Origin of the sequence: Streptomyces sp. NPDC127108 (genome assembly GCF_042677545.1) — a bacterium.
Taxonomy (GTDB): Bacteria; Actinomycetota; Actinomycetes; order Streptomycetales; family Streptomycetaceae; genus Streptomyces.
Genome location: NZ_JBHXTE010000001.1, coordinates 185,761 through 209,173, shown reverse-complemented (window position 1 = coordinate 209,173; position 23,413 = coordinate 185,761). Strand labels below are relative to the sequence as shown.

Here is a 23,413-nt window from a genome sequence, read left to right as displayed (position 1 = left end):
GGACCTCCTGCGCACCGGCTAGGCACCGCGGACGGGGGACGAGGCGGCCGACGACGTCAGGATGTCCTCGATCATCCCGGGCGGGACGGTCGCGTCGTCGAACCAGCGGCCGCCGAGCGGCCGGGGGACGGGCATGATCTGGTCGTTGGTGTAGGCGAGGACCTTGCGGTTGTAGCGCAGGATCTCGTCGCGGAGGTCGGCCGGGAGTTTCTGGTCGAGGAGCAGTGCGCGTTCCATTTCCGCGAGCAGTTCCCGGGTCTCCTCGATGGTCCTGAGGACGGCCTTGCAGAACCCGGTCGGGAGGACTCCGTACTCACCCTTGATCTCCACCAGGCGGGTGATCGCCTCATAGGAGACGTCCTGCAGCTGGCGCCTGTCCAGCCACCGTGTCTCGTAGTTCAGCCGCCGGTACCAGAGGGGTTCGACCATGGCCTGGCGGTGTTCTTCCAGGGTGCGGTGGTGGATGCGGTATCCGTGTTTTTCGGGTTCTTCGAAGAACTGGGAGCCCGGGTCGAGGAACGGCACCATGGGGCAGATGAGCGGAAGGGCGGCCCACCCGCCGAACTTGCGTATGAGTCGTTCGGAGTACGCGATCGTGTCGAGGACCGACTGTCGGTCCTGGTGGGGCATGCCGATGAAGAACCAGATCATGATGCCTTTCACGCCCGCGTCCAGGGCGCGTGGTATCCATTCCTCCATCTGTTCCATGGTGTAGTTCCCGCGCCCGGCCGCCTTGCTGATCTTCAGGTCGTGGGACTCCGGGGAGAGCATGATGTAGGAGTCCGTCGACTCGCCCATCTTCTTGAGAATGTCGTCGGGCGTCAGGCTGAACTGCTCGAAGTGGACGCTCTTGTAGCCGAGTTCCTTCACCGCGTCCAGATACTGGTGCATCCGCGTGCGGTTCTCGGAGTAACACTGGAGCGCGTAGATCGAGGTGCGCTTGGCGGCCTCTCGCATGGTGCGGAGCTCTTCGACGACGAGGTCGTTGTCCTTCTGCACCAGCGTCCTGCGGACACCCATGATGTTGCGGTAGGCGAACCGCGATCCGCCGCACCAGCCGCAGTCGTGCGCGCATCCGGTGTTGGGCAGGGTCATGATGAGCTTGGACGCCGAAGGCCCGCCGTCGGGCGCCTCGCGGTAGTACGACCAGTCGTTGCGGACGTTGTTGTAGTTGCTGTCCGGCGTGTGCGAGAAGCCGGTGGCCCGGACCTCGCCGTCGACCTTGTACAGCAGGTTCGGGATGGAGCGGAAGTCCCTGTCGCCCCGCCGGACCCGGGTGACGAGTTCGGCCACCGGGTCGAGGGTGTCGTATCCCTGGACGACGACGTCGACGCTCGGGTACGCGATGAGCTGGTCGGCGTAGTACGTCGCCGAGATGCCGCCGAAGATCGTGAGCGCCTCGGGGTGCACTTCCTTCACGACGGCCGCGAGCTCGACCGAGCCGTGACAGTGCGCCATCCAGTGCAGGTCGAACCCGAAGATCGGCGCCTCGAACCGGGCGAGCAGTCGTTTCACGTCCAGTTCGGGATGCAGGAGCATCAACGAGGCGACATTGACGATTTTCGTCTCGAATCCGCAGTCGGCAAGGCGCTGCTTTATCGAGAACCAGCCGATGGGATAAATCTCGTAGACCGAGGTGACATTGACGCTGTCGCTGTCACTGAGATACGCGAACAGCATGTCGTCGCGCTCGCGGAATTCATACACGCTGGGTGCGTGCAACAAGAAGAGATCAGCTTCGAGTCGCGCCGTCGACGGTTGTTCCGTGATGGTCATTCACGGCCTCCCCTGGCTCACTCCTAGCCAGCAAGATTCACCATGGTTTCGGCCTGCTGAAAGGTTTGTCAAGGGTTGGACGGAAAGCGATCAGGGCTTACTGGTAAACCGGAGTCCCCAACCGGAATCTGACCAGTGTATTTGAGCGTCGAAGCCGTTTCGGCAATGGATCAGAAATTGATCAGACCGGTGTGCCGGTAATTGATCCGGTGGTGATTCGGCAGTTACTTGGTGTATCTGCGGATGCGATAGCGCAGACCGGTTGTGGAGGTCTGCCAGCCTTTGTCCTCGGTGACTTTCCACTCCGGGCCCAGGGCCGGGGCGTACGTATCACCCGTCACCGTCGTGTCGACCTCGGTCACCGAGAGCGTCGTGGCGTACTCCAGGGCCGCACGGTAGATCTCACCGCCGCCCATCACCCACGCCGTGGCGGGGGCAGCGGATGCCGAAGGCTCGGCCGCGCGTTCCAGGGCCTCCGTGATGGACCCCGCGCGCTCCGCTCCCTCGGCCGCCCAGAGCGGATCGCGCGTCACCACGACGTTGCGCCTGCCGGGCAGCGGACGGAACCGCGGGGGCAGCGAATCCCAGGTCCTGCGCCCCATCACCACCGGGTGGCCGAGGGTGGTGGCCTTGAAGTGCGCCATGTCCTCCGGCAGCCGCCAGGGGATGCCGTTGTCCGCGCCGATCACGCCGTCGAGGGTCTGCGCCCAGATCAGTCCGACGTTCATACGGCGACCGGGGCCTTGATGGCCGGGTGGTGCTGGTAGCCGACCACTTCCACGTCGGAGTAGGCGTAGTCGAAGAGCGAGTCGGCCTGGCGCAGACGCAGCTGGGGGAACGCGAACGGGGCCCGCGAGAGCTGCTCGGTCACCTGCTCGACGTGGTTGTCGTAGATGTGGCAGTCGCCGCCGGTCCAGATGAAGTCACCCGGCTCCAGGCCGACCTGCTGCGCCACCATGTGCGTGAGCAGGGCGTAGCTGGCGATGTTGAACGGGACGCCGAGGAACAGGTCCGCGCTGCGCTGGTACAGCTGGCAGGAGAGCTTGCCGTCGGCCACGTAGAACTGGAAGAAGGCGTGGCACGGCGCCAGCGCCATCGAGGGCAGCTCGGCGACGTTCCAGGCGGAGACGATCATCCGGCGGGAGTCCGGGTCTCGGCGCAGCGTCTCGAGGACCTCGCTGATCTGGTCGATGTGCCTGCCGTCCGGGGTGGGCCAGGAACGCCACTGGACGCCGTAGACCGGACCGAGCTCGCCGTCCGCGTCGGCCCACTCGTCCCAGATGCTGACGCCGTGCTCCTGCAGCCAGCCGACGTTCGAGTCGCCGCGCAGGAACCACAGCAGCTCGTACACGATCGACTTGAGGTGCACCTTCTTCGTGGTGACCAGCGGAAACCCCTGCGAGAGGTCATAGCGCAATTGGTGTCCGAAGACACTTCGGGTGCCGGTGCCCGTCCGGTCGGCCTTGGCCGTCCCGGAGCTGAGCACCAACGTCAACAGGTCTTCGTACTGGGTGTCCGCCACAGGCGTCGATTCTACTGTCCACCTGCGGGTGTGCTCGACGACCCTGCCTCCGCGCGCGCCGATGACCCGCGCACGGCCCCCGTCCGCCCCGGCCCCCGCTACTCGAAGCGCGTGGTGTCCCCGGCTCCGCGGCGCACGATCTCGATGTCGCCGCCGGAGAAGTCGATGACCGTCGTCGGCTCCGTGCCGCAGTCGCCGGAGTCGAGCACGGCGTCCACGACGTGGTCGAGGCGCTCCTTGATCTCCCAGCCCTGCGTCATCGGCGCTTCCTCGCCGGGCAGCAGCAGGGTGCTGGAGAGCAGCGGCTCGCCCAGCTCGGCGAGGAGCGTCTGGGTGATGACGTGATCGGGGATGCGGACGCCGACCGTCTTCTTCTTCGGGTGCAGAAGCTGGCGCGGCACCTCCTTCGTCGCGGGCAGGATGAAGGTGTAACTGCCGGGCGTCGCCGCCTTGATCGCGCGGAACACGTCGTTGTCGATGTGCACGAACTCGCCGAGCTGCGCGAAGGTCTGGCACACCAGCGTGAAGTGATGACGGTCGTCGAGGTTGCGGATCGAGCGGATGCGGCTGATGCCGTCACGGTTGCCCAGCTGACACCCCAGCGCGTAGCAGGAGTCCGTCGGGTACGCGATGAGCGCGCCGGACCGGATGCTGTCCGCGACGGTGGTGATGGTGCGCCGCTGCGGGTTCTCGGGGTGCACGTCGAAGTACTTGGCCATCCGCCGAGTCTAGGCGCGTGCGGGTGGGCCCGAAGGGCAGGACGTGGCCGATGGGGCAGGCGTGCGATGGCCGAGTGACGAGGGGTGCGGCCCGGCACCCTTGCGCCGGATGGGGCCCGTGTAGTCACCTAACCCCCATGGGGAAGAGGAGCATTGCTTCACTGATCGCTGTCATCGCCGCGGGAGCCCTGCTCACGGGCACGCCGAACCCACGGGCGGAGGCCGCCGCGCCGGGCGCCGACGACCCGGCGCCGACGGGCTCGTCCCGCGCGGACGGGGCCGGTTCCGCCGACGTACCCGACCGCTACCTGGACACCGTGACGATCCCGCAGCTGCAGGCGCGCATGGACGACGGTTCGCTGACCTCGTCCGCACTCACCCGTGCCTATCTGCGGCGGATCAAGACCGTCGACCCCAAGATCCACGCGGTCCTGCGCACCAACCCGAAGGCGCTGCGGCAGGCTGCCGCCAGCGACACCCGGCACCGCCACGGCCGTGCCCTCGGCCCGCTCGACGGCATCCCCGTGCTGCTCAAGGACAACGTGAACACCCGCGACATGCCGACGACCGCCGGGTCCCTCGCCCTGGCCGGCAGCCCGCCCGGCACCGACGCCGCCCTCGTGACCAGGCTGCGGGACGCGGGCGCGGTCATCCTGGGCAAGACCAACCTGTCCGAATGGGCCAACTTCCGGGCGGCCAAGCCCACATCGGGGTGGTCGGCGGTGGGCGGCCAGACCCACAACCCCTTCGTCCTCGACCGCAACCCCTGCGGCTCGTCCTCCGGGTCGGCCGCCGCGCTCGCCGCCTCGCTGTCCCAGGTGGCCATCGGCACCGAGACGGACGGCTCCATCGTGTGCCCGGCCGGGATGAACGGCGTGGTCGGCCACAAGCCGAGTCTCGGCCTGGTGAGCCAGAGCGGCGTCGTACCGATCTCCGCCGAACAGGACACGGCGGGCCCCATGGCGCGCAACGTGGTCGACACCGCGCTCACCCTGTCGGTGCTCTCCGGCGACGACACGCCCCGCCTGGGCGGCGCGCTCGGCCGGCTCAGCGACGGCGAAACGCGCGACGGCGGCCTGCGCGGCAAGCGCATCGGGCTGTGGCGGCTGCCCTCGCTCGGCCCTGAGGTCGACGCCGTGATGACCCGGACCGCACGGAAGCTGCGTGCCGCCGGGGCCGTGGTCGTCGAGGTGAAGCCCCCGTACCAGGAGCGGCTCGCCGAACTCGAGTTCCCGGCGCTCCTCAGCGAGTTCCACCGCGACATCGACGCCTACCTCGGCACCCGCAAGGGCCCCCGCGACCTCGCCGCGCTCATCGAGTTCAACCGCACCCACCCCGCCGAGCAGACCTGCTTCGCCGGGCAGGAACTCTTCGAACAGGCCCTCGCGGCGCCGCCCACCACCGACCCCAAGTACCGTGCCATGCGGGCCGAGTTGAAGGACCTCTCCGGGCGTTCGCTGGACGAGACCATGGCCGCCCACGACCTCGACGCCATCGCCGCGCCCACGAACCCGCCCGCCTGGACGACGGACTGCGCCCGGGGGGACAACGACGTCATCCCGTCCTCCACGCCCGCGGCCGTCTCCGGATACCCGTCCCTCTCGGTGCCCGCGGGCCAGGTGAACAAACTGCCGGTCGGTCTGCTCCTGATGGCGGGCGACCGCCAGGACGCCGAACTGCTCTCGCTCGGGGCGGCGGTGGAGCAGCGCCTGAACGCCTGGCGGGCTCCGCGCTACCTGCCGACGCTGGGGCGCTGACCTCGGCCTGGCCGACGCTGGGGCGCTGCCCCCCAACCTGCCGATCCTGGGGCGCTGCCCCTCACCTCGACCGCAGCACAGGAGGCACACGCCCTCCCGTCGTCCACGGCTCCCGTGTGCCTGCCACGCCCGGCGCACGGAGTCGGAGGACCGGCGCGGGGGCGTTCGCCATTCCAGGGCGCGCCCTTCCGGGCGATCCGCACCACCCTCTGCGTCCGACCGCCGTCCGTGCGGGGTTCCCCGCTGCCTCCCGGGACTGTTTGGCTAGCCCATGCAGCTCGTGCAGCCCGCACTTCTCGGCCGCACACACTGTCACGACGCTGTCACCCCGGCGCCGAGCTTCCCGGAACTTGTCCCTGACCGCAGTCGCCCGAAGACCACACCGGTGTCCCCGAACTCACCCCCGTACCGCAGCCGATCACCGCGACCGGTGATCGCGCAGCCGCTCTGAAGTCACGCTCGAGTCGTGCTCATGGCCCCTGGAGGACCCTGATGTGGTCCAGGGGGCGTCAGTTGCGGCCGCGTCACCCCACCACCCGCACACGCCGTCCACACGGACCGGCGCGCGCTCACGCGTGCCCGCGTCCGCCTGGGCACGTCCACGTACACCCGTAGGCGTCCACCGCGGCCACGCGCCCGCCGCACACGCCTGCACGCACGTCTGTCGACGCACCCGCGCACGCGTTCGTCCACCCGTGCGCGCATGTCCGTCCACGCACCTCCGCTCATGTCCGTTCACGTACAGGGAGGCAATGTGACCACGTCCGAAAGCGCTGCCGGACCCAGCACCGAAGAAGGCGACGAGACCGCCGCCGAGGCACAGCGCACCAGCCTCAGTACCCTCGCGGCGCGCCAGCTCTCCACGACCACCAAGTCCGAACCCCAGATGCAGGCCATCACCTCGCGATGGCTGCTCAAGATGCTCCCGTGGACGGACGTCAGGGGCGGCACCTATCGGGTCAACCGGCGGCTCCAGCTCAAGGTCGGCCGGGGGCGTGTGCAGTTCGAGCAGAACGGCGCCGACGACATCAAGGTCATCCCCGAGACCCTCACCGAACTGCCCGTCCTGCGCGGCTACTCCGACACCGGCGTCCTCAAGACGATCGCCTCCCGGCTGCGGGTGCGGCAGGTGCGCGTCGGCGAGGTGCTCTTCGACGCCGGACAGCCCGTCACCGAGACCTACCTCGTCGTGCACGGCCGCTTCACCCGCTACGCCACCGGCAAGTTCGGCGAGGAGGAAGTCATCGGCGTCGTCACCGACGGCGATCAGATGGGAGACGAGGCCGTCGGCAGGGCCGACCCGCTGTGGCTCAGCTCGGTGCGGGCCGAGACCCCCGGCGTCGTCCTTGTGCTGCCCTGGGACTCCCTGCAGCAGATCGTGGAGGGCGCCCCCTCCCTCGCGGCGCACCTGGACGCGTACGGGCAGCAGCAGAGCAAGCCCATGAACCGCAAGGGCGAGGCCGACGTCCCCATGCAGGCGGGGCACCACGGGGAACCCACGCTCTCCGGCGGCTACGTCGACTACGAACTCTCCCCGCGTGAGTACGAACTGTCGCTCACCCAGACGGTGTTGCGCATCCACACCCGGGTCGCCGACCTCTACAACAACCCGATGGACCAGACCGAGCAGCAGCTCCGCCTGACCATCGAGGAGATCCGCGAACGCCAGGAGTGGGAGCTGGTCAACAACCGCGAGTTCGGGCTCCTGCACAGCGTCGACTACGGCCAGCGCATCAGCACCTACACAGGACCGCCCACACCCGACGACCTCGACGAACTCCTCGCCATGCGCCGCAAGACCAAGCTGTTCCTGGCCCACCCGAAGGCGATCGCGGCGTTCTTCCGCCAGTGCAACAAGCGCGGCCTCGTGCCGGGCACGGCCACCGTCGACGGGCACGAGGTGCCCGCGTGGCGGGGCGTGCCGCTGTTCCCGTGCGGCAAGATCCCGATCAGCGAGGAGCACACCACCAGCATCATCGCGCTGCGCACGGGCGAGGCCGACCAGGGCGTCGTGGGCCTGCACCAGACGGGCATTCCCGAGGAGTACCAACCGAGCCTGAACGTCCGGTTCATGGGCATCAGCGACGCCGCGATCATGCGCTATCTGGTCACCGCCTACTACTCGCTCGCCATCCTCGTCCCCGACGCCGCCGGGATCCTGGAGAACGTGCAGATCGGCCGGTCCGCCGAGTGAACGCACTGCCCGAGTCCGGCGAACCCACGACTCTCGCCCCGGCGGAGCCACCGGTCCGCGTGCCGACGCCGCCACCGGCCCCCGTGGCCGAGGTCCCGACGGCCCACGTGCCGGAGCAACAGCCGTCCCGGCCCCCCTGGCGGCCGCCGGGCCCGCCGAACCCGGCCCGGTCGCTGCGCGCCACCCGCAGGGGCGGCCCGGTCCCCGGCCTGCACCACCGGCCCGCCGTGCCCGCGGACCCCGGCAAGGTCGCCGAGGTCGACCGCAGGCTGGAGGCCTGGGCGCACGAGCACGACCTGTTCCCCGCGGCGTGGAAGGGGGACTTCGCGGGCTTCCAGTTCGGCCGGGCCGTGGTGCTCCAGCATCCGGGCGCACTGGACGTGGAGCGCCTCATGGTCGCTGGCAAGCTGCTGCTCGCCGAGAACCTCATCGACAACTGCTACTGCGAGGCGGACGAGGGCAAGGGCGGCACCCCGCGCGGCCTCGGCGGCCGGCTCGTCCTGGCCCAGGCCGCGATCGACCCGTTCCACGGCGCCCGCGAAGTGGAGGCGCAGTGGCGCCGCGGCGTCCAGGCCGACGGGCCGCTCCGCTCGTACCACCTGGCCATGAAGGACTTCGCGGCCTTCGCCACGCCCAGCCAGAGCGACCGCTTCGTGCACGACATCGCCCGGCTGCACCTCGGCTACCTCGGCGAGGCCGCCTGGGCCGAGACCCGGTACGTGCCCCAGGTGTGGGAGTACCTGGTGATGCGGCAGTTCAACAACTTCCGACCCTGTCTGTCGATCGTCGACGCCGTGGACGGCTACGAACTGCCCGAGCCGGTCTACGCCCGGCCGGAGATCCAGCGGATCACCGTGCTCGCCTGCAACGCCACGACCATCGTCAACGACCTGTACTCCTTCACCAAGGAGCTGGCAGGCGACCCCACCCATCTGAATCTGCCCCAGGCCATCGCGGCCAACGAACGCTGCGGCCTGAAAGCGGCGTACCTGAAGGCCGTGGAGATCCACAACGAGGTGATGGCGGCCTTCGAGGAGGAGTCCGCGGCCCTGGCGGCCACCTCACCCCTCGTCGAGCGCTACGCCAGGGGCCTCGCCGTCTGGGTGGCGGGCAACCACGAGTGGCACGCCACCAACACCCACCGCTACCACCTGCCGAACTACTGGTGAACCCCGCCACCGCGGGATCACCCCGCTCCGCCCACCGCCACCCGCACCACGAGGAGACCCTGTTGACCATTGCCGACGCCCGGCCCACCGCCGTACCGCTGCCCACCCAGTCGACGTACCAGAACCGCGTCGCGGACTACTGGAACGCCGAGGAGAACCCGGTCAATCTCGAACTCGGGAGGATCGACGACCTCTACCACCACCACTACGGCATCGGCGAGGCCGACCGGTCCGTCCTCGACGTGGCCGACCCCGACGAGCGGCAGGAGCGGATCACCGCCGAACTGCACCGGCTCGAACAAGCCCAGGCCGACCTGCTCGCCTCGCACCTCGGGCCCCTCACGCCCACGGACCGCGTCTTCGACGCGGGCTGCGGGCGCGGCGGCGGCTCCGTCGTGGCCCATCTGCACTACGACTGCTACGCCGACGGCGTCACGCTCTCCGAGAAGCAGGCCGACTTCGCGGGCGAGCAGGCCCGTAAGCGGCACATCGACGACAAGGTGCGGTACCACCACAAGAACATGCTCGACACCGGTTTCCCGACCGGAGCGTTCGCGGCGTCGTGGAACAACGAGTCCACGATGTACGTCGAGCTGGAGCTGCTGTTCGCCGAGCACGCCAGGCTGCTGCGCCGCGGCGGCCGGTACGTGACGATCACCGGCTGCTACAACGACACCTACGGTCGGGCCTCCCGCGAGGTGTCCCTCATCAACGCCCACTACATCTGCGACATCCACCCGCGCTCGGAGTACTTCCGGGCGATGGCGCACAACCGGCTCGTACCGGTGCACGTCGAGGACCTGACGGCGGCCGCCATGCCCTATTGGGAGCTGCGGCAGCAGGCCGACCATCTGGTGACGGGAATCGAAGAAACGTTCCTGAACGCCTACCGCAACGGCAGCTTCCAGTATCTGCTGATCGTGGCCGACCGCGTGTGACGCGCGGCGCGAGGACGTTCTGACAGAGCGGCGCGAGGAAGGCCGGGCCCCCGCGGGGGCCCGGCCTGTGGTGCTGCGGTGCGATGTCGTGCGGTGCGCGGAGGCTAGTGGGCGGTGTTCGAGGCCCAGACCGCGCGGCTGCCGTCGTAGATGACGACGTTGCCGTCATCCTGGACGGCCAGGCGGGAACCGGGGCGCCCGGCGGTGTTCGAGGCCCAGACCGGCGCTCCATTGCGGGTGTAGACGACGAAGTTGCCGTCCTCCTGCAGTCGGGCGGTCCAGCCCTTGCCGACCGTGCGCGAGGCCCATCTGGCCCGGTTGAACTCGTCGTAGACCACGAGGTTGCCGTCGGACTGCATGACCAGTCTGGCCGTGTTGGAGCTGACGGACTCGTTGTGGTTGAGGGTGAAGGGGGCGTAGCGCACTTGATCCGAGAGGATTCCCGCCTGTGCCTTGCCGCTTGTGGCGGTGTGGTCGGTGGGAGCCGCACTCGCCTGGCCGACGAGGGCCATCGAAGCGAGTGCGGCGGTTACGAGAAACGTGCCGGCTTTCTTCCCCACGAAAGGAACTCCTTGAGTCAGGCAGTTCTTCCAGCGGTGCCCTGTTGGGCGCCGCATCCGGACGATGTCATCGCTTTCACACCGGAAGGAAAGGCTCCGGGATGGTTGGCGGTTTGATGTCCTTCGATGACCGGAAGATGTGGGATGGGAAATGCGCCGTTGATATGGGAGAAGAGGCCGGTATTCAGCTTCCCGATAGGGCACGGTTCCGACAGGATCGGCCGGACTGGTCGGCCTTGGGGCCGAATTCCCCATTCTGAGGAGGACGCGTGCGCAAAAGAGCGTTAGCCAGTGTTGCCGCACTTGTCATGACCCTGATTACCCCGACGGTCGCGAGTGCGGCGGAAACCCAGTTCACCAAGGTCCCGGGCGTCGAGGGGCTCTACCGGGTCACCGGAACCGACGGTGACAGGGCCGCGCGCGACGCGTACAACCGGTGCGGAGAGGGGACCTGTTTCTTCCAGCACTACAACGGTGAGGGACTGTTCTGGGTCGTCCCGAGCTGCGGCCGCCACCACCTCCCCGGCTATCTCGACGGGAAGACCACCTCGGCCTGGAACAGGACGCCCACCACCGTCATCCTGTACGACGGCACCTACACCGGGCGCCTGGGCCCGCTCCCCGGCTGGTTCAAGGGCAATCTCCACCCCGACCACGACAACAAGCTGAGCTCGGTCGACGCGGCCTGCTGAACCGCGGGGGACACGAAGAACGTCCAGGTCGGCCGAGTCCGGCCGACCTGGACGTTTGTGTTTCCGGGCGACGTCAACGGTCAATTGACGTCAGGGATCGCTCAGGCGAGGTCGAACCGGTCGAGGTCCATGACCTTGCCCCACGCGGCGGCGAAGTCGCGCGCGAACTTCTCCTTCGCGTCGTCGCTCGCGTAGACCTCCGCGAGCGCGCGCAGCTCGGAGTTCGAGCCGAAGACCAGGTCGGCACGGGTGCCGGTCCACTTGACCGCGCCGCTCGCGTCGCGGGCCTCGAACTCGTCCTGCGCGGAGGACGTCGACTTCCACTCCGTCCCCAGGTCCAGCAGGTTGACGAAGAAGTCGTTGGTCAGCGTGCCCGGCTTGTCGGTGAGGACGCCGTGCTTCGACTGCCCGTGGTTGGCGCCCAGGACACGCAGACCGCCGATGAGGACGGTCAGTTCGGGGGCGCTCACCGTGAGCAGGTTCGCCTTGTCGAGCAGCAGGTACTCGGCCGGGAGGCGGTTGCCCTTGCCGGTGTAGTTGCGGAAGCCGTCGGCGGCGGGCTCCAGGGCGTCGAACGACTCGACGTCCGTCTGCTCCTGCGTGGCGTCGACACGGCCCGGCGAGAAGGGCACCTGGACCTCGACGCCGCCGTCCTTGGCCGCCTTCTCGACGGCCGCGGTGCCCGCGAGGACGATCAGGTCGGCCAGCGAGACCTTCTTGCCGCCCGCGGAGTCGAAGGCCTCCTTGACGCCTTCGAGGGTGCGCAGGACCTGGGCGAGGTCGTCCGGGTTGTTGACCTCCCAGTTGCGCTGCGGCTCCAGGGCGATGCGGGCGCCGTTGGCGCCGCCGCGCTTGTCGCTGCCGCGGAAGGACGAGGCCGCGGCCCAGGCGGTGGAGACCAGCTGGGCGACCGTGAGGCCGGAGCCGAGGACCCGCTCCTTGAGGTCCGCGATGTCCGCGGCGTCGATGACCTCACCGGTGCGCGCGGGCAGCGGGTCCTGCCACAGCAGCTCCTCGGCGGGGACCTCCGGTCCGAGGTAGCGGACGACCGGGCCCATGTCACGGTGCGTCAGCTTGTACCAGGCGCGGGCGAAGGCGTCCGCGAACTCCTCCGGGTTCTCGTAGAAGCGGCGCGAGATCGGCTCGTAGATCGGGTCGAAGCGCAGCGAGAGGTCCGTGGTGAGCATCGTCGGGAGGCGCTTCTTCGACGAGTCGAAGGCGTCCGGGATGATCGCCTCGGCGTTCTTCGCCACCCACTGGTTCGCGCCGGCCGGGCTCTGGGTGAGCTCGTACTCGTACTCGAAGAGGTTCTTGAAGAAGAGGTTGCTCCACTGGGTCGGCGTCTCGGTCCAGGTGACCTCGAGGCCGGAGGTGATGGCGTCCTTGCCAACGCCCGTGTTGTACGTGCTCTTCCAGCCGAGGCCCTGCTGCTCCATCGGGGCGGCCTCGGGGTCGTTGCCGACGTTGTCCGCGGGGCCCGCGCCGTGGGTCTTGCCGAAGGTGTGGCCGCCGGCGATGAGGGCGACGGTCTCCTCGTCGTTCATCGCCATCCGGCGGAACGTCTCACGGATGTCGCGGGCCGCGGCAATCGGGTCCGGGTTGCCGTTGGGGCCCTCGGGGTTGACGTAGATGAGGCCCATCTGGACCGCGCCGAGCGGGCTCTCCAGCTCACGGTCACCGGTGTAGCGGGCGTCGCCCAGCCACTCGGTCTCGGGGCCCCAGTAGACGTCCTCCTCCGGCTCCCAGACGTCCTCGCGGCCGCCGGCGAAGCCGAAGGTCTTGAAGCCCATGGTCTCCAGGGCGACGTTTCCGGTGAGGACCATCAGGTCGGCCCAGGAGATGTTCTTGCCGTACTTCTTCTTGACCGGCCACAACAGGCGGCGGGCCTTGTCGAGGCTGGCGTTGTCCGGCCAGCTGTTGAGCGGCGCGAACCGCTGCTGGCCGGCACCGGCGCCGCCGCGGCCGTCGCTGATGCGGTACGTGCCCGCGCTGTGCCAGGCCATCCGGATCATCAGCGGGCCGTAGTTGCCGAAGTCGGCGGGCCACCAGTCCTGCGAGGTGGTGAGCACCTCGGCGATGTCCCGTTTGACGGCCGGGAGGTCGAGGGAGTTGAACGCCTCGGCGTAGTCGAACTCCTCACCGAGCGGGTTGGCCACGGCGGGGTTCTTGGCAAGAATCTTCAGATTCAGCCGGTCCGACCACCACTGGCGGTTGCCGCCGCCCTGCGTGGGGTGCGGCGCACGGCCATGGGCGACCGGGCAGCCTCCGCCCTCCTCGACCTTCGCGTCGGTGACGATTGCGTCCGGGTTCTCAGCCATGGGAAGCCTTTCGAACTGAGTGAATCGTGGTGCTGGAGGACTGCGCGGTGAGACAGCCGGGGCTGGGCCCCGCGGGGGGAGAGGTCGACCGAAACGGACTGAACCGCTCCCTTGGTCATCGTAGGAAACCGATCCTACGATGGACGCTGTCCAGGTCAAGAAGCTCAACTGATTCGTATTGATTCAGAATCCGTACGGGTGCCGGTAAACTCGTCGTACGCCACCGAGCCTGAATGGGTGAACCGATATGAGCGACCTGCTGGAGCGACTGCGAGGGCGTGGCTGGCGGGTGACCTCCCAGCGGCGTGTCGTCGCGGAGGTCCTCGACGGCGACCACGTGCACCTGACGGCCGACGAGGTGCACGCCCGCGCGGCGCACCTGCTGCCGGAGATCTCCCGGGCGACCGTCTACAACACCCTGGGCGAGATGGTCTCCCTCGGCGAGGTCATGGAGGTCTCGACCGACGGCCGGGCCAAGCGCTACGACCCCAACGCGCACCACCCGCACCAGCACCTGGTGTGCTCGAACTGCGGTGCCATCCGCGACGTCCACCCGAGCGGCGACCCCCTCGCCGACCTGCCGCAGGAGCAGCGCTTCGGCTTCACGGTGTCGCAGGTCGAGGTCACCTACCGCGGACTGTGCCCCTCCTGCTCCTAGCTCCCCGCTCGCACCTCCGGGCTCCGCACCACCCGGCCGGGCGTGTCCGGCCGGGTCGCCGCACGCACCGCGACGCGTCGCGGGAACGCCGTCGCACTGTGGCCGGAATTGTCGTCTGACGAGGGGTCAATTCCGGCTGATACTCAGGCCTGGGCGATCCGTCCCGCATTCCCCACGTCCGGAGGCCGCTGATGCACCAGACCAGTGTTCCGACCACCGCCGTGCTCACCGCCTGGCTCTCGGGTGCCGAGAGCGCGTACGGCCAGGCGAACCCCGCCGGGCCGCTGTACGTCGGCGGCACCGCCGCCGAGGCCGCGCTCACCGACCCGAGTGACTCCCTCTACGGCTTCTGCTCCAGCCCGAGCGGCTCGCACGGCAGTTGGTGCTGCTGACCGACGAGCGGGCGTGGGGGAGCGTGCGTGACGTCGCGTGCCCGGGCTTGTCGCACGGTTCCCCGCGCCCTGTCGTCGTGGTCGGACTGGTCTGCGTTGTCTGCGTTGTCTGCGTGGCGGTCGTCGGACAGGGGGATGGTGGACGGTGAGCGGATCGGCGGCGGGACACAGACCTGAGCAGCGGCACGAGGCGGACTGGTTCGCCCAGCCGGTACGCGCCATCGCCCGCCCCTGGCGCGACGAGCTGGCCCGGCGCCTCGCCGCCGTGGACGCGCTCACCCGCACGGAACGGGACGTGATCCTCGAAGCCGGGCGCACCTCCCTGCTGAGGTCCTTGCACGCCAAGCTGTCCCGCTTGTTCCTGATCGAACTGCACGCGCTGCGCATGACCGCGTCCGGCGGGCGTGTCGCCGAGAGCGCCGGAGCCGGATCCGACACGGAGACCTGGACCGCGTTCATCGAGGAGGCGTGCCAGGAGGGTTACGTCGACCGGCTCGCCGAGCGCTATCCGACCCTCGGCGCGCGGATCGCGGCGGTGGCACGGCTCTCCGTGGCCGCGACGGCGGGCTTCGCCGAACGGCTCGGCACCGACCGTGAACTGCTGCGGCCCCTCCTCGGCGCGTGCGCGGGGGAGTTACGGGCCCTCGCGTTCGGCGCGGGCGACAGCCACCGGGGCGGCCTGACCGTCAGCCGGGCCGATTTCGCCGCCGGAAGCATCATGTACAAGCCGCGGCCCTCCGGGACCGACGTCGCCCTGGGCGCCCTGCTGGACGAGGTGTTCGCGGACTTGCCCCACGCCCCGGCGCCGGACCGCCGCATCCGGGTGCCGCGCACCCTGGTACGCGAGGGATACGGCTGGGCCGAGTTCGTCCGCCACCGCTACTGCGCGGACGACGCCGAACTCGCCGCGTTCTACCGCAACGTCGGCCACTGGCTGGCCGTGCTGCGCTTCACCGGCGGCACCGACATGCACGCCGAGAACATGATCGCCGCGGGTCCGGTGCCGGTGATCGTGGACGGCGAGACGCTGTTCGACGCCCCGGCTCCGTTCCCGCCCAGCGGCCAGGGCGACGCGGTCGACGTGGCGGCGGCCGCGATCCGCCGCACCGTCCTGCGCACCGGGCTGCTGCCCGTGCGCGGCACCGGCTTCGCGCTCGCGGGAGTGGACATCTCCGGCGTCGGGGCGCTGCCCGGCCAGCAGCCGCTGATCCCGAACCCGGTGATCGCCGACGGCGGCACCGCGGCGGCCCGCTTCGAGGTGGACCTGGTGGCGATGCCCACCGCGGGCAACCACCCGAGCCCCACGCCGGTCCTGAGCGCGTACTGGGACCGGATCCTGGCCGGGTTCCGGGAGATGACCGCGCACCTGCACCGGCCCGGCACGGACCCGCACCGGTTGCTTCGCCGGTTCGAGGGCGCCCGGGCGCGCCGCATCCTGCGGCCCACGCAGGCCTACGTCGACATCGGCCGGATGCTGTGGCACCCGGCCTCCCTGCACGACGAACCGGCGGCGGTCGAGCGCGCCCGCGACATCCTGCGCCGCAACGCCGAGGTGCTGCCCGGCGCGCCGACCGACCGCGCGGCCATCGACGCCGAGATCGCCGACCTGCTGGTCGGAGACGTACCGATGTTCGGCTTCACCGTGGACGCGGCCGCGGTCGGGGCCACTGTGGAGGACTGGCGCAGCGCCGATCTGGAGCTGGAGGAGTCGGTGATCCAGGACGCGCTGGTGGGCGCGTACCTCAATGAGCGTTCGCTGCCCGCGCGGGTGCAGGCGGCCGCCCATGAGCCGCACGCCCGGGACCGGGAGCGGCGGCGCCGGGATCTTGCCGCGCGGATGGTGCGGCGGCTGTGCGACGGGGCGGTGCGCGGCGAGGACGGCACGGTCACGTGGATCAGCCCGGTGTTCACGCCTGCGGGCTGGTCGATCCGGGTGCTGCCCGCCGACCTCTACACCGGGCAGGGCGGGGTGGCGTTGACGCTCGCGGAGTACGTGAGTGAGGCGCGGGCGGGGCGCGCGGATCCGGTGCCGGGTGTCGCCGGGACGTTCGAGGGGGCGTTACGGGTCCTGGTCGGCACGGAGGACCGGACGGCCACGCCGTCGGCGGGGGCGTTCAGCGGCGCGGCGTCGCAGGTGTGGACGTGGCTGGCGCTGCACCGGGTCCTGGGGGAGAGCCGGTTCCTGGAGCGGGCGGCGGCGAGGGCCGAACTGCTCGCACCGAACCAGCGGTTGGTCGAGGCCGACGTCGAGGTGGACCTTCTGAACGGGGTCGCGGGCGCGGTCGTTCCGCTCCTTAACCTGGCCGAGGCGACGGGGCAGGACCGCTGGCTGGCCGCGGCCGCGCACATCGGGCGCCGCCTTGAGGGCCTGGCCACGGTCGAGGGGAGCGGGGCGCGCTGGACGACGCGGCTCAACCCCGAGGGCATCGGAGGATTCGCCCACGGCGCCACCGGCATCGGCTGGGCGCTGACCAGGCTCGCCCTCAGCGACGCGGGCACGGAGGCCGAGCGGGGCGGCTGGCGTCGGCTCGCCGAGCGGGCCTTCGCTTTCCAGGAGTCCCTCTACCGGCCGGCGGACGGCAACTGGCTCGATGTGCGCGTCGGCGCCGAGGAGGACTTCTTCACCAGCTGGTGCCACGGCAGCGCGGGAATCGGCGTCGGCATGCTCGATCTGCACCGGCGCACGGGTGATCCGGTGCACCTGGACATGGTCCGCCGTGCCGCGTGTGCCAGTGCGGTGGAAGGCTTCGGCTGGAGCCACACCCTGTGCCACGGAGACCTCGGCCTCTGGGAATTCCTCACCTCCTTGGACTTCGACGACGCGTCCGACGTGGACTTCGGCAGTGCGTCGGACCTCGACGGTGAAATCCTCACCGGCCTCGAACAGCGCGGCCCGGTCGGTGGTTTGGCGCGTGAGGCGTTCTCTCCGAGCCTCATGTCGGGTCTTTCGGGCGTCGTGCACACACTGCTGCGTATGCACCATGGTGTGGCACTGCCGAACCCCCTTCTCCTTGACTGACCGCATGGTTACGCGGGCCTTCTAGGGAAAGATTTGACTTGTGATCCATGTCACATCCCGCCCGTAAAAGATCTTGGTCCGTCATATCCACACAGCTGTTTGGTTGTGGCACGATGCCAACGGATTGCTCATGGTCCAAGTAACCGATTGCGAAACTTTCGACGTAGGTCTTGTCTTACTGAGAACGACTTGTTGATGGTGTTGGCTGGACGTAATTCGGGGGATGCAAGAGTGCCATCGATCATTGTTGTTGGATATCGTGACGACCTTGACCGCGCGGTGCGGAGTCGCGGTTTGGATCCCTACTACATCGTGCAGGCGCCGATGAGCCCGCCGCCAGGGCGCAGGTTCACGAGTGTCGTTGACATGGAGAACGCCCAGGAATTGCTGAGGGCGGTTCTCTCCGCGTGCATCGATGATGTGGCGGGCGTGCTGAGCGTGCATGAGATGGGTGTCTTCGGTGCCGCCTATCTGCGGCAGCAGTTGGACCTCCCCGGGAACAGGGACTCGAGGGCGGCCCTGTATTTCCGGGACAAGTATCTGCAAAAGAGCGGGCTGCCGGACGACGTCAGGCGGGCCCGGTGCCGGTACGTCACGGAAGGGACTTCATTCGCCGACCTCGTCGGCGAGTTGGGTGAGGTATTCGTCGTCAAGCCCGCGACCGGAGCGGGTTCCCTGCGTACGGAAATCGTGCGCACACCGGACGAATACGCGCGCGCCCTGAAGGAGTTGCCGAGCCAGTCGGATGTGGGCGTGGTCGCCGAGTCCTTCATCGACGCCCCGGAAGTCTATATGGACGGCATCTGGGAAGGCGGCGAGCTCCGCTGGTCGTCCATGAGCAGCAATCACATCTCGCCGCTCAGCGCCGTGAAGGGAGGCGTCCTTGCCGCACACGTCCTCGACCGGAGGCGGCACACGGATCTGTTCCAGCAGGCGGAGACACTCGCCAGACGCGTGCTCACCGTGCTCGGCGCACCGGATTGTGTCTTCCATATGGAAACGTTCGTCGAAGAGTCGGGGCTGACCCTGGGCGAGTGCGCCATCCGACTCCCGGGGGCGCTGTCTCCGAACGTCAACAAACTGACGTTCGGCGTCGACCTCTTCGACGCCGAGATCAGCCTCGCGCTCGGGGAGCGGATCACCCAGGAGCTGGACGGCGGAACACCGGATCGCTTCTACGGCTACATCCTGCTGCGCCGCTCCCAAGGCCTGACGCAGGAGGACTTCGAGCGCGCCTTCACCTTCGACGAGATCGACTACCCCTCGTCGCCGGATGCGCCGCTCGGCCCGTACGGCCGCGTCGGCCAGGCCGTCGTGTCCGACGCGGACGAGCTGCAACTGCAGAAGACGATCGAGGAGATCGTGCGTTTCAACGAGCTCGGCTGATCCTGACGGGTCCGTCAGGATCAGCCGGCCACGGCATCGCGGCAGGCTGCATTCGGGGGAGACAAGAATGCCGACAATGATCGTCATCGGGTACCGGGTGGATCTGGACCGGGCGCTGCGGCGCCGGGGCCTGGATCCCCACTACATCGTGCAGGCACCGGCGAGCCCGCCGCCGGGACGGCCGTGCACGCGTGTCGCCGACATGGAGAACGTGCAGGAGGTGCTGCGGGCCGTGCTCGCCGCACGCCTCGACGATGTGGCCGGTGCGCTGAGCGTGCACGAGATGGGTGTGTTCGGGGCGGCGTATCTGCGGCAGCAGCTGGACCTTCCCGGCAACAGGGACTCGAAGACGGCCCTGTATTTCCGGGACAAGTTCCTGCAGAAGAGCAAGCTGCCGCCGCAGATCAAGCGGGCGCGCTGCCGATATGTCACCCAGGACACCTCCCACGCGGACCTCGTCCGTGATCTGGGAGACGTCTTCGTCATCAAACCGGCGACCGGCGCCGGTTCCCTGCGGACGAATGTCGTGCGTTCCCCAGAGGAATTCGCGCGAGCCGTGGACGTGCTTCCGGACCAGTCGGACGTGCAGATCGTCGCGGAGTCCTTCATCGACGCGCCGGAAGTCTATATGGACGGCATCTGGAGCGACGGCGACCTCCTGTGGTCGTCGATGACCCGCTATCACCTCTCACCGCTGAGTGCGGCACACGGCGCCGTCCTCGCCGCGCACATCCTCGACGAACGACGGCATCCGGCTTTGTTCCGGCGGACAGAGGAAATCGCCAGACAGACGCTCTCCCACCTGGGGGCGCCCGACTGCGTCTTCCACTTGGAAGTGTTCGTGGAGGAATCCGGGTTGACCTTCGGCGAGTGCGCGATCCGGCTGCCGGGGGCGCTGTCTCCGAACGTCAACCAATTGACGTTCGGGGTCGACCTCTTCGACGCCGAGATCAGCCTCGCGCTCGGAGAGAAGCCGGAAAAGCCCGTGGGCGACAGCGCACCGGACCGTTTCCATGGATACCTCCTGCTGCGCCGCCTCGACGGAAACACCTTGACCCAAGAGGACTTCGAGCGCCGTTTCACCTTCGACGAGATCCAGTACTCGTCGTCGCCCGACACTCCGCTCGGTCCGTACGGCCGTGTCGGACAGGCGATCGTATCCGACCCGGACGAGCTGAAACTGCGGCAGAAGATCGAGGACATCGTGCGATTCAACGAGCGCGGCTGACCCCATGAGCTTCGCCTTACGCCTTCGATTACCCGTGTGCGTCACGACGCCCTGATGCCGTGACGGACAGCAAGCGGTAGTCCGGGCGCCACAGACGCCCTTTCCGAGATACCGAAGCACAAGGGAACCCGGACGCGAATCAGCGACCCCGCCCCTTTCGTACACCTACGGCAGCCCTGCCCCGTACGGCTTCGCCATCCCTGAAACACCCCATCGTGATGGAAATACAGGGCCGTTATCCGACCCTTCTGATCGGAGGTCTTCGCCCCTATGCCGGAACACATATCCCCCTCGACGCTTCCGCAGTTGCTGGAGAGCGCGGCACGTGACACCACCCGAGGCATCACCTTCATCGGCGGTTCGTTCCTGTCCTACGCCGAGCTGCGGGACAGCGCCCGCCGGATCACCCAGGGGCTGCGCGGCCAGGGCGCCGCCCCGGGAGACCGCGTCCTCATCACCGCCGGCGACCCCGAGTCCTTCTTCCGCGCCTTCTGGGGCTGCGTCCTCGGCGGCCTCGTGGCCTGCCCGGTCGCGCCGCCCGCCGACCCCTCCCGGTGGCAGACCCAACTGGAGCACCTGCGGGACCTGTTGGACGACCCGCTGGTCGTCGCCTCCAAAGCCACCCACGGAGACCTGCCCGACATCGGCCTGCGGACCGTCACGGTGGAGGAACTGAGCCACGCCGCGCCCGACACCGCCGAGACCCGCACACCCGATCCCGGCGACCTCACCCTCCTCATGCTGACCTCCGGGTCCACCGGATCGAGCAAGGCCGTCCGCCTGACCCACGCCAACCTCCTCGCCGCGCAGGCGGGCAAGGCCGGAGCCCTCGAACTCGGCCCCGCCGACACCTCGTTGAACTGGATCTCCACCGACCACATCGCCGCGATCGAGGCGCACCTGCTGCCGATGTTCAACGGCGCCGACCAGGTCATGGCCACCCCCGCGACGGTCCTCGCCGACCCGGTGGAGTTCCTCAGGCTGCTCGCTGCCCACCGGGTGCGTGTGACCTTCACCCCGAACTTCCTCTTCGGGCAGCTCAACCAGGCGCTCGCCAGGCGGCCCCCCGCGCGGGACGAAGCGGACCTGTCGCACGTCCGGCACATCATCTCCGGCGGCGAGGCCACCGTCACCGCGACCGTGCGGGACTTCCTGACCGCGATGGCCCCGTACGGGCTGCGCCAGGACGTCATCGTGCCCGCGTTCGGGATGACCGAGACGTGCGCGGGCAGCGTGTTCAACCGCGACTTCGCCGCACGCGACCTGCGCACCGAGTTCCCACCACTGGGGCAGCCGGTACGCGGCCTGCGCATCCGCGTCACCGACGGCGAGGGCCACGTCCTCGCCGCCACCGACGAGCCGGGGCCGACCGGGGCGGGCGAGGTGCAGCTGCGCGGCCCGATGGTCACCGACGGATACTTCGGCAACGACGAGGCCACCGCGCAGGCCTTCACGGCCGACGGCTGGTTCCGCACCGGAGACCTCGGACACCTCGACGCCGACGGCCGGCTGACACTGATCGGCCGGACCAAGGACTCCATCATCGTCAACGGCGTCAACTACTACAGCCACGACCTGGAAGCGGCCCTCGACGAGCTGGACGACGTGCGGCGGGGGCAGGTCGCGGCCTTTCCGATCCGGCCCGGGGGAGCCGACTCCGAACAGCTCGCCGTCGCGTTCGTCCCGGCGGGCGACCTCGCCGACGACACGGCGGTGTACCGGGCGATCGTCGCGATCCGCAGCTCCACGGTGATGCACTGGGGGTTCAGGCCCCAGTTCATCCTGCCCGTCACCGAGGAGCAGATACCCCGCAGCAACCTCGGGAAGATCCAACGCACCCGGCTGCGCAAGGCCGTCGAAGCGGGCGGCCTCGACGGGGCGGCCCGCCGGGCGAGCGAGGTGAGCACCCGCTTCCTCGGCGCCCACGTGGCACCCGAGGGAGCCGCCGAGACCGCGCTGGCCGACATCTACGCCCGTGTCCTGGACGTCACGTCGGTGCCGGTCACGGCCAGCTTCTTCGACCTGGGCGGCACCTCCCTGGACGTGCTGCGGCTCAAGCTGGAGATCCAGACCGGGTTCGGCATCGACGACGTACCGATGGCGACCCTCCTCCAGGCCCCGACCGTACGGGCCCTCGCCGGACGTCTCACCGGCGGGCGGAGCGGCGACGGGGACAGCGCCTACGACCCGCTGGTGCCCCTGCAGGTCACCGGGGACGGAACACCGCTGTTCTGCGTGCACCCCGGCCTGGGCGAGGTGCTCGTGTTCGTGAACCTCGCCAAGTACTTCACCGGCGAGCGGCCGTTCTACGCGCTGCGGGCCCGCGGCTTCGGGCAGGGCGAGAGCCACTTCGCCTCGTTCGACGAGATGGTGTCCACGTACGTCGACGCGATGCGGCGGACGCAGCCCAGCGGGCCGTACGCCGTCGCGGGCTACTCCTACGGCGCGGCGGTCGCCTTCGAGATGGCCAAGCGCCTGGAGGCCGACGGCGACGAGGTCAAGTTCGTCGGCGTCTTCAACCTGCCGCCGAGCATCTCCGGGCGCATGAACGAGATCACCTTCACCGACGGCGCCATCAACCTCGCCCTGTTCCTCGAACTGATCGGCGCCGCCGACGTCGAGAGCCTCACCACCAGGCTCCGCGGACTGCCGGATGCCGACCAGCTCGCGTACCTGATCGACCAGGCCCCGCGGCGCCGCCTCACCGAACTCGACCTCACCGTCGAGCGGTTCACCGCCTGGGTGAACCTCGCCCAGAGCATGGTGCACCTCGGTCGCACCTACGAACCCTCCGGGTCGGTGGCGCGGACGCAGGTCTTCTACTGCACCCCGCTGCGCGGCACCAAGGAGGAGTGGCTGAACAACCAGCTCCGCCACTGGGACGACTTCACCCGCACCACCAACCGGTACGTCGAAGTCGACGGCGAGCACTACACCCTCATGAGCCCGCAGCACGTACAGACCTTCCAGGCGACCCTGCGGCGCGAACTGGGCAAAGCGCTCGCGGGACAGCCCGACGACCCTGCTGCCACCGCTGCCACCGCTGCGAACGCCGCCAACGCCGACACGACCAGGAGCCACTGAC

Annotated in this window: 17 protein-coding genes; 11 read left to right on the top strand and 6 right to left on the bottom strand. The window is 69.1% G+C overall.

Translation table 11 applies throughout. The features are described 5' to 3' along the window. Positions 1 to 18 precede the first annotated feature (18 nt). From ACFVHO_RS00875 to ACFVHO_RS00860, 4 genes are all read right to left on the bottom strand, one after another. On the bottom strand, positions 19 to 1,776 hold the full coding sequence (locus ACFVHO_RS00875) for a B12-binding domain-containing radical SAM protein (protein WP_385708185.1): 1,758 nt from the start codon (positions 1,774 to 1,776) through the stop codon (positions 19 to 21). A 224-nt stretch (positions 1,777 to 2,000) separates the two neighbouring features. Further along, a complete protein-coding gene (locus ACFVHO_RS00870; protein WP_385708182.1) occupies positions 2,001 to 2,504 on the bottom strand; it encodes a dihydrofolate reductase in 504 nt (167 codons plus the stop codon). Further along, complete coding sequence (locus tag ACFVHO_RS00865) at positions 2,501 to 3,298, bottom strand: thymidylate synthase (protein WP_385708179.1); 798 nt, start codon at positions 3,296 to 3,298, stop codon at positions 2,501 to 2,503. The genes ACFVHO_RS00870 and ACFVHO_RS00865 overlap by 4 nt, the downstream gene beginning before the upstream one ends. Positions 3,299 to 3,396: 98 nt before the next feature. Continuing rightward, entirely contained in the window at positions 3,397 to 4,017 is a 621-nt protein-coding gene (locus ACFVHO_RS00860; protein ID WP_385708176.1) for an L-threonylcarbamoyladenylate synthase, read from the bottom strand. Positions 4,018 to 4,154: 137 nt separating this feature from the next. On the opposite strand from ACFVHO_RS00860, the gene ACFVHO_RS00855 reads away from it, so the two are divergent. The 4 genes from ACFVHO_RS00855 to ACFVHO_RS00840 all read left to right on the top strand — a co-directional run bounded on the left by ACFVHO_RS00855 (position 4,155) and on the right by ACFVHO_RS00840 (position 10,075). Beyond that, positions 4,155 to 5,774: an amidase gene (locus ACFVHO_RS00855; RefSeq protein ID WP_385708173.1), complete on the top strand. Its 1,620-nt coding sequence runs from the start codon at positions 4,155 to 4,157 to the stop codon at positions 5,772 to 5,774. A 754-nt stretch (positions 5,775 to 6,528) separates the two neighbouring features. Continuing rightward, positions 6,529 to 7,968, top strand: a complete 1,440-nt coding sequence (locus ACFVHO_RS00850; RefSeq protein ID WP_385708170.1) for a family 2B encapsulin nanocompartment shell protein — start codon at positions 6,529 to 6,531, stop codon at positions 7,966 to 7,968. A 107-nt stretch (positions 7,969 to 8,075) separates the two neighbouring features. Further along, a complete protein-coding gene (locus tag ACFVHO_RS00845) occupies positions 8,076 to 9,137 on the top strand; it encodes a family 2 encapsulin nanocompartment cargo protein terpene cyclase (RefSeq protein ID WP_385708608.1) in 1,062 nt (353 codons plus the stop codon). A 62-nt stretch (positions 9,138 to 9,199) separates the two neighbouring features. Continuing rightward, complete coding sequence (locus ACFVHO_RS00840) at positions 9,200 to 10,075, top strand: geranyl diphosphate 2-C-methyltransferase (protein ID WP_385708167.1); 876 nt, start codon at positions 9,200 to 9,202, stop codon at positions 10,073 to 10,075. Between the two features lie 104 nt (positions 10,076 to 10,179). Here ACFVHO_RS00840 and ACFVHO_RS00835 read toward each other — a convergent pair whose 3' ends face one another. Next, entirely contained in the window at positions 10,180 to 10,635 is a 456-nt protein-coding gene (locus tag ACFVHO_RS00835) for a hypothetical protein (protein ID WP_385708165.1), read from the bottom strand. A 308-nt stretch (positions 10,636 to 10,943) separates the two neighbouring features. Here ACFVHO_RS00835 and ACFVHO_RS00830 point away from each other — a divergent pair, with 308 nt between their 5' ends. After that, entirely contained in the window at positions 10,944 to 11,327 is a 384-nt protein-coding gene (locus ACFVHO_RS00830; protein ID WP_385708162.1) for a peptidase inhibitor family I36 protein, read from the top strand. A 101-nt stretch (positions 11,328 to 11,428) separates the two neighbouring features. On the opposite strand, the gene katG is transcribed toward ACFVHO_RS00830, so the two are convergent. After that, positions 11,429 to 13,645 carry a catalase/peroxidase HPI gene (gene katG / locus ACFVHO_RS00825; protein WP_385708159.1) on the bottom strand — a complete coding sequence of 739 codons (2,217 nt, stop codon included), beginning with the start codon at positions 13,643 to 13,645 and terminating at the stop codon, positions 11,429 to 11,431. A gap of 247 nt (positions 13,646 to 13,892) precedes the next feature. On the opposite strand from katG, the gene ACFVHO_RS00820 reads away from it, so the two are divergent. The 6 genes from ACFVHO_RS00820 (at position 13,893) to ACFVHO_RS00795 (ending at position 23,412) form a co-directional block, all read left to right on the top strand. After that, on the top strand, positions 13,893 to 14,303 hold the full coding sequence (locus tag ACFVHO_RS00820; protein ID WP_385708156.1) for a Fur family transcriptional regulator: 411 nt from the start codon (positions 13,893 to 13,895) through the stop codon (positions 14,301 to 14,303). 191 nt (positions 14,304 to 14,494) lie between these two features. Continuing rightward, a complete protein-coding gene (locus tag ACFVHO_RS00815) occupies positions 14,495 to 14,695 on the top strand; it encodes a DUF6229 family protein (protein ID WP_289943152.1) in 201 nt (66 codons plus the stop codon). A gap of 145 nt (positions 14,696 to 14,840) precedes the next feature. Continuing rightward, entirely contained in the window at positions 14,841 to 17,714 is a 2,874-nt protein-coding gene (locus ACFVHO_RS00810) for a type 2 lanthipeptide synthetase LanM family protein (RefSeq protein ID WP_385708153.1), read from the top strand. Between the two features lie 231 nt (positions 17,715 to 17,945). Continuing rightward, complete coding sequence (locus ACFVHO_RS00805) at positions 17,946 to 19,100, top strand: acetyl-CoA carboxylase biotin carboxylase subunit family protein (RefSeq protein ID WP_385708150.1); 1,155 nt, start codon at positions 17,946 to 17,948, stop codon at positions 19,098 to 19,100. Between the two features lie 67 nt (positions 19,101 to 19,167). Next, positions 19,168 to 20,328 carry an acetyl-CoA carboxylase biotin carboxylase subunit family protein gene (locus ACFVHO_RS00800; RefSeq protein ID WP_385708147.1) on the top strand — a complete coding sequence of 387 codons (1,161 nt, stop codon included), beginning with the start codon at positions 19,168 to 19,170 and terminating at the stop codon, positions 20,326 to 20,328. 270 nt (positions 20,329 to 20,598) lie between these two features. Then, positions 20,599 to 23,412 (top strand): alpha/beta fold hydrolase, encoded by a 2,814-nt coding sequence (locus ACFVHO_RS00795; protein ID WP_385708145.1) that lies wholly within the window; start codon positions 20,599 to 20,601, stop codon positions 23,410 to 23,412. Position 23,413 lies beyond the last annotated feature (1 nt).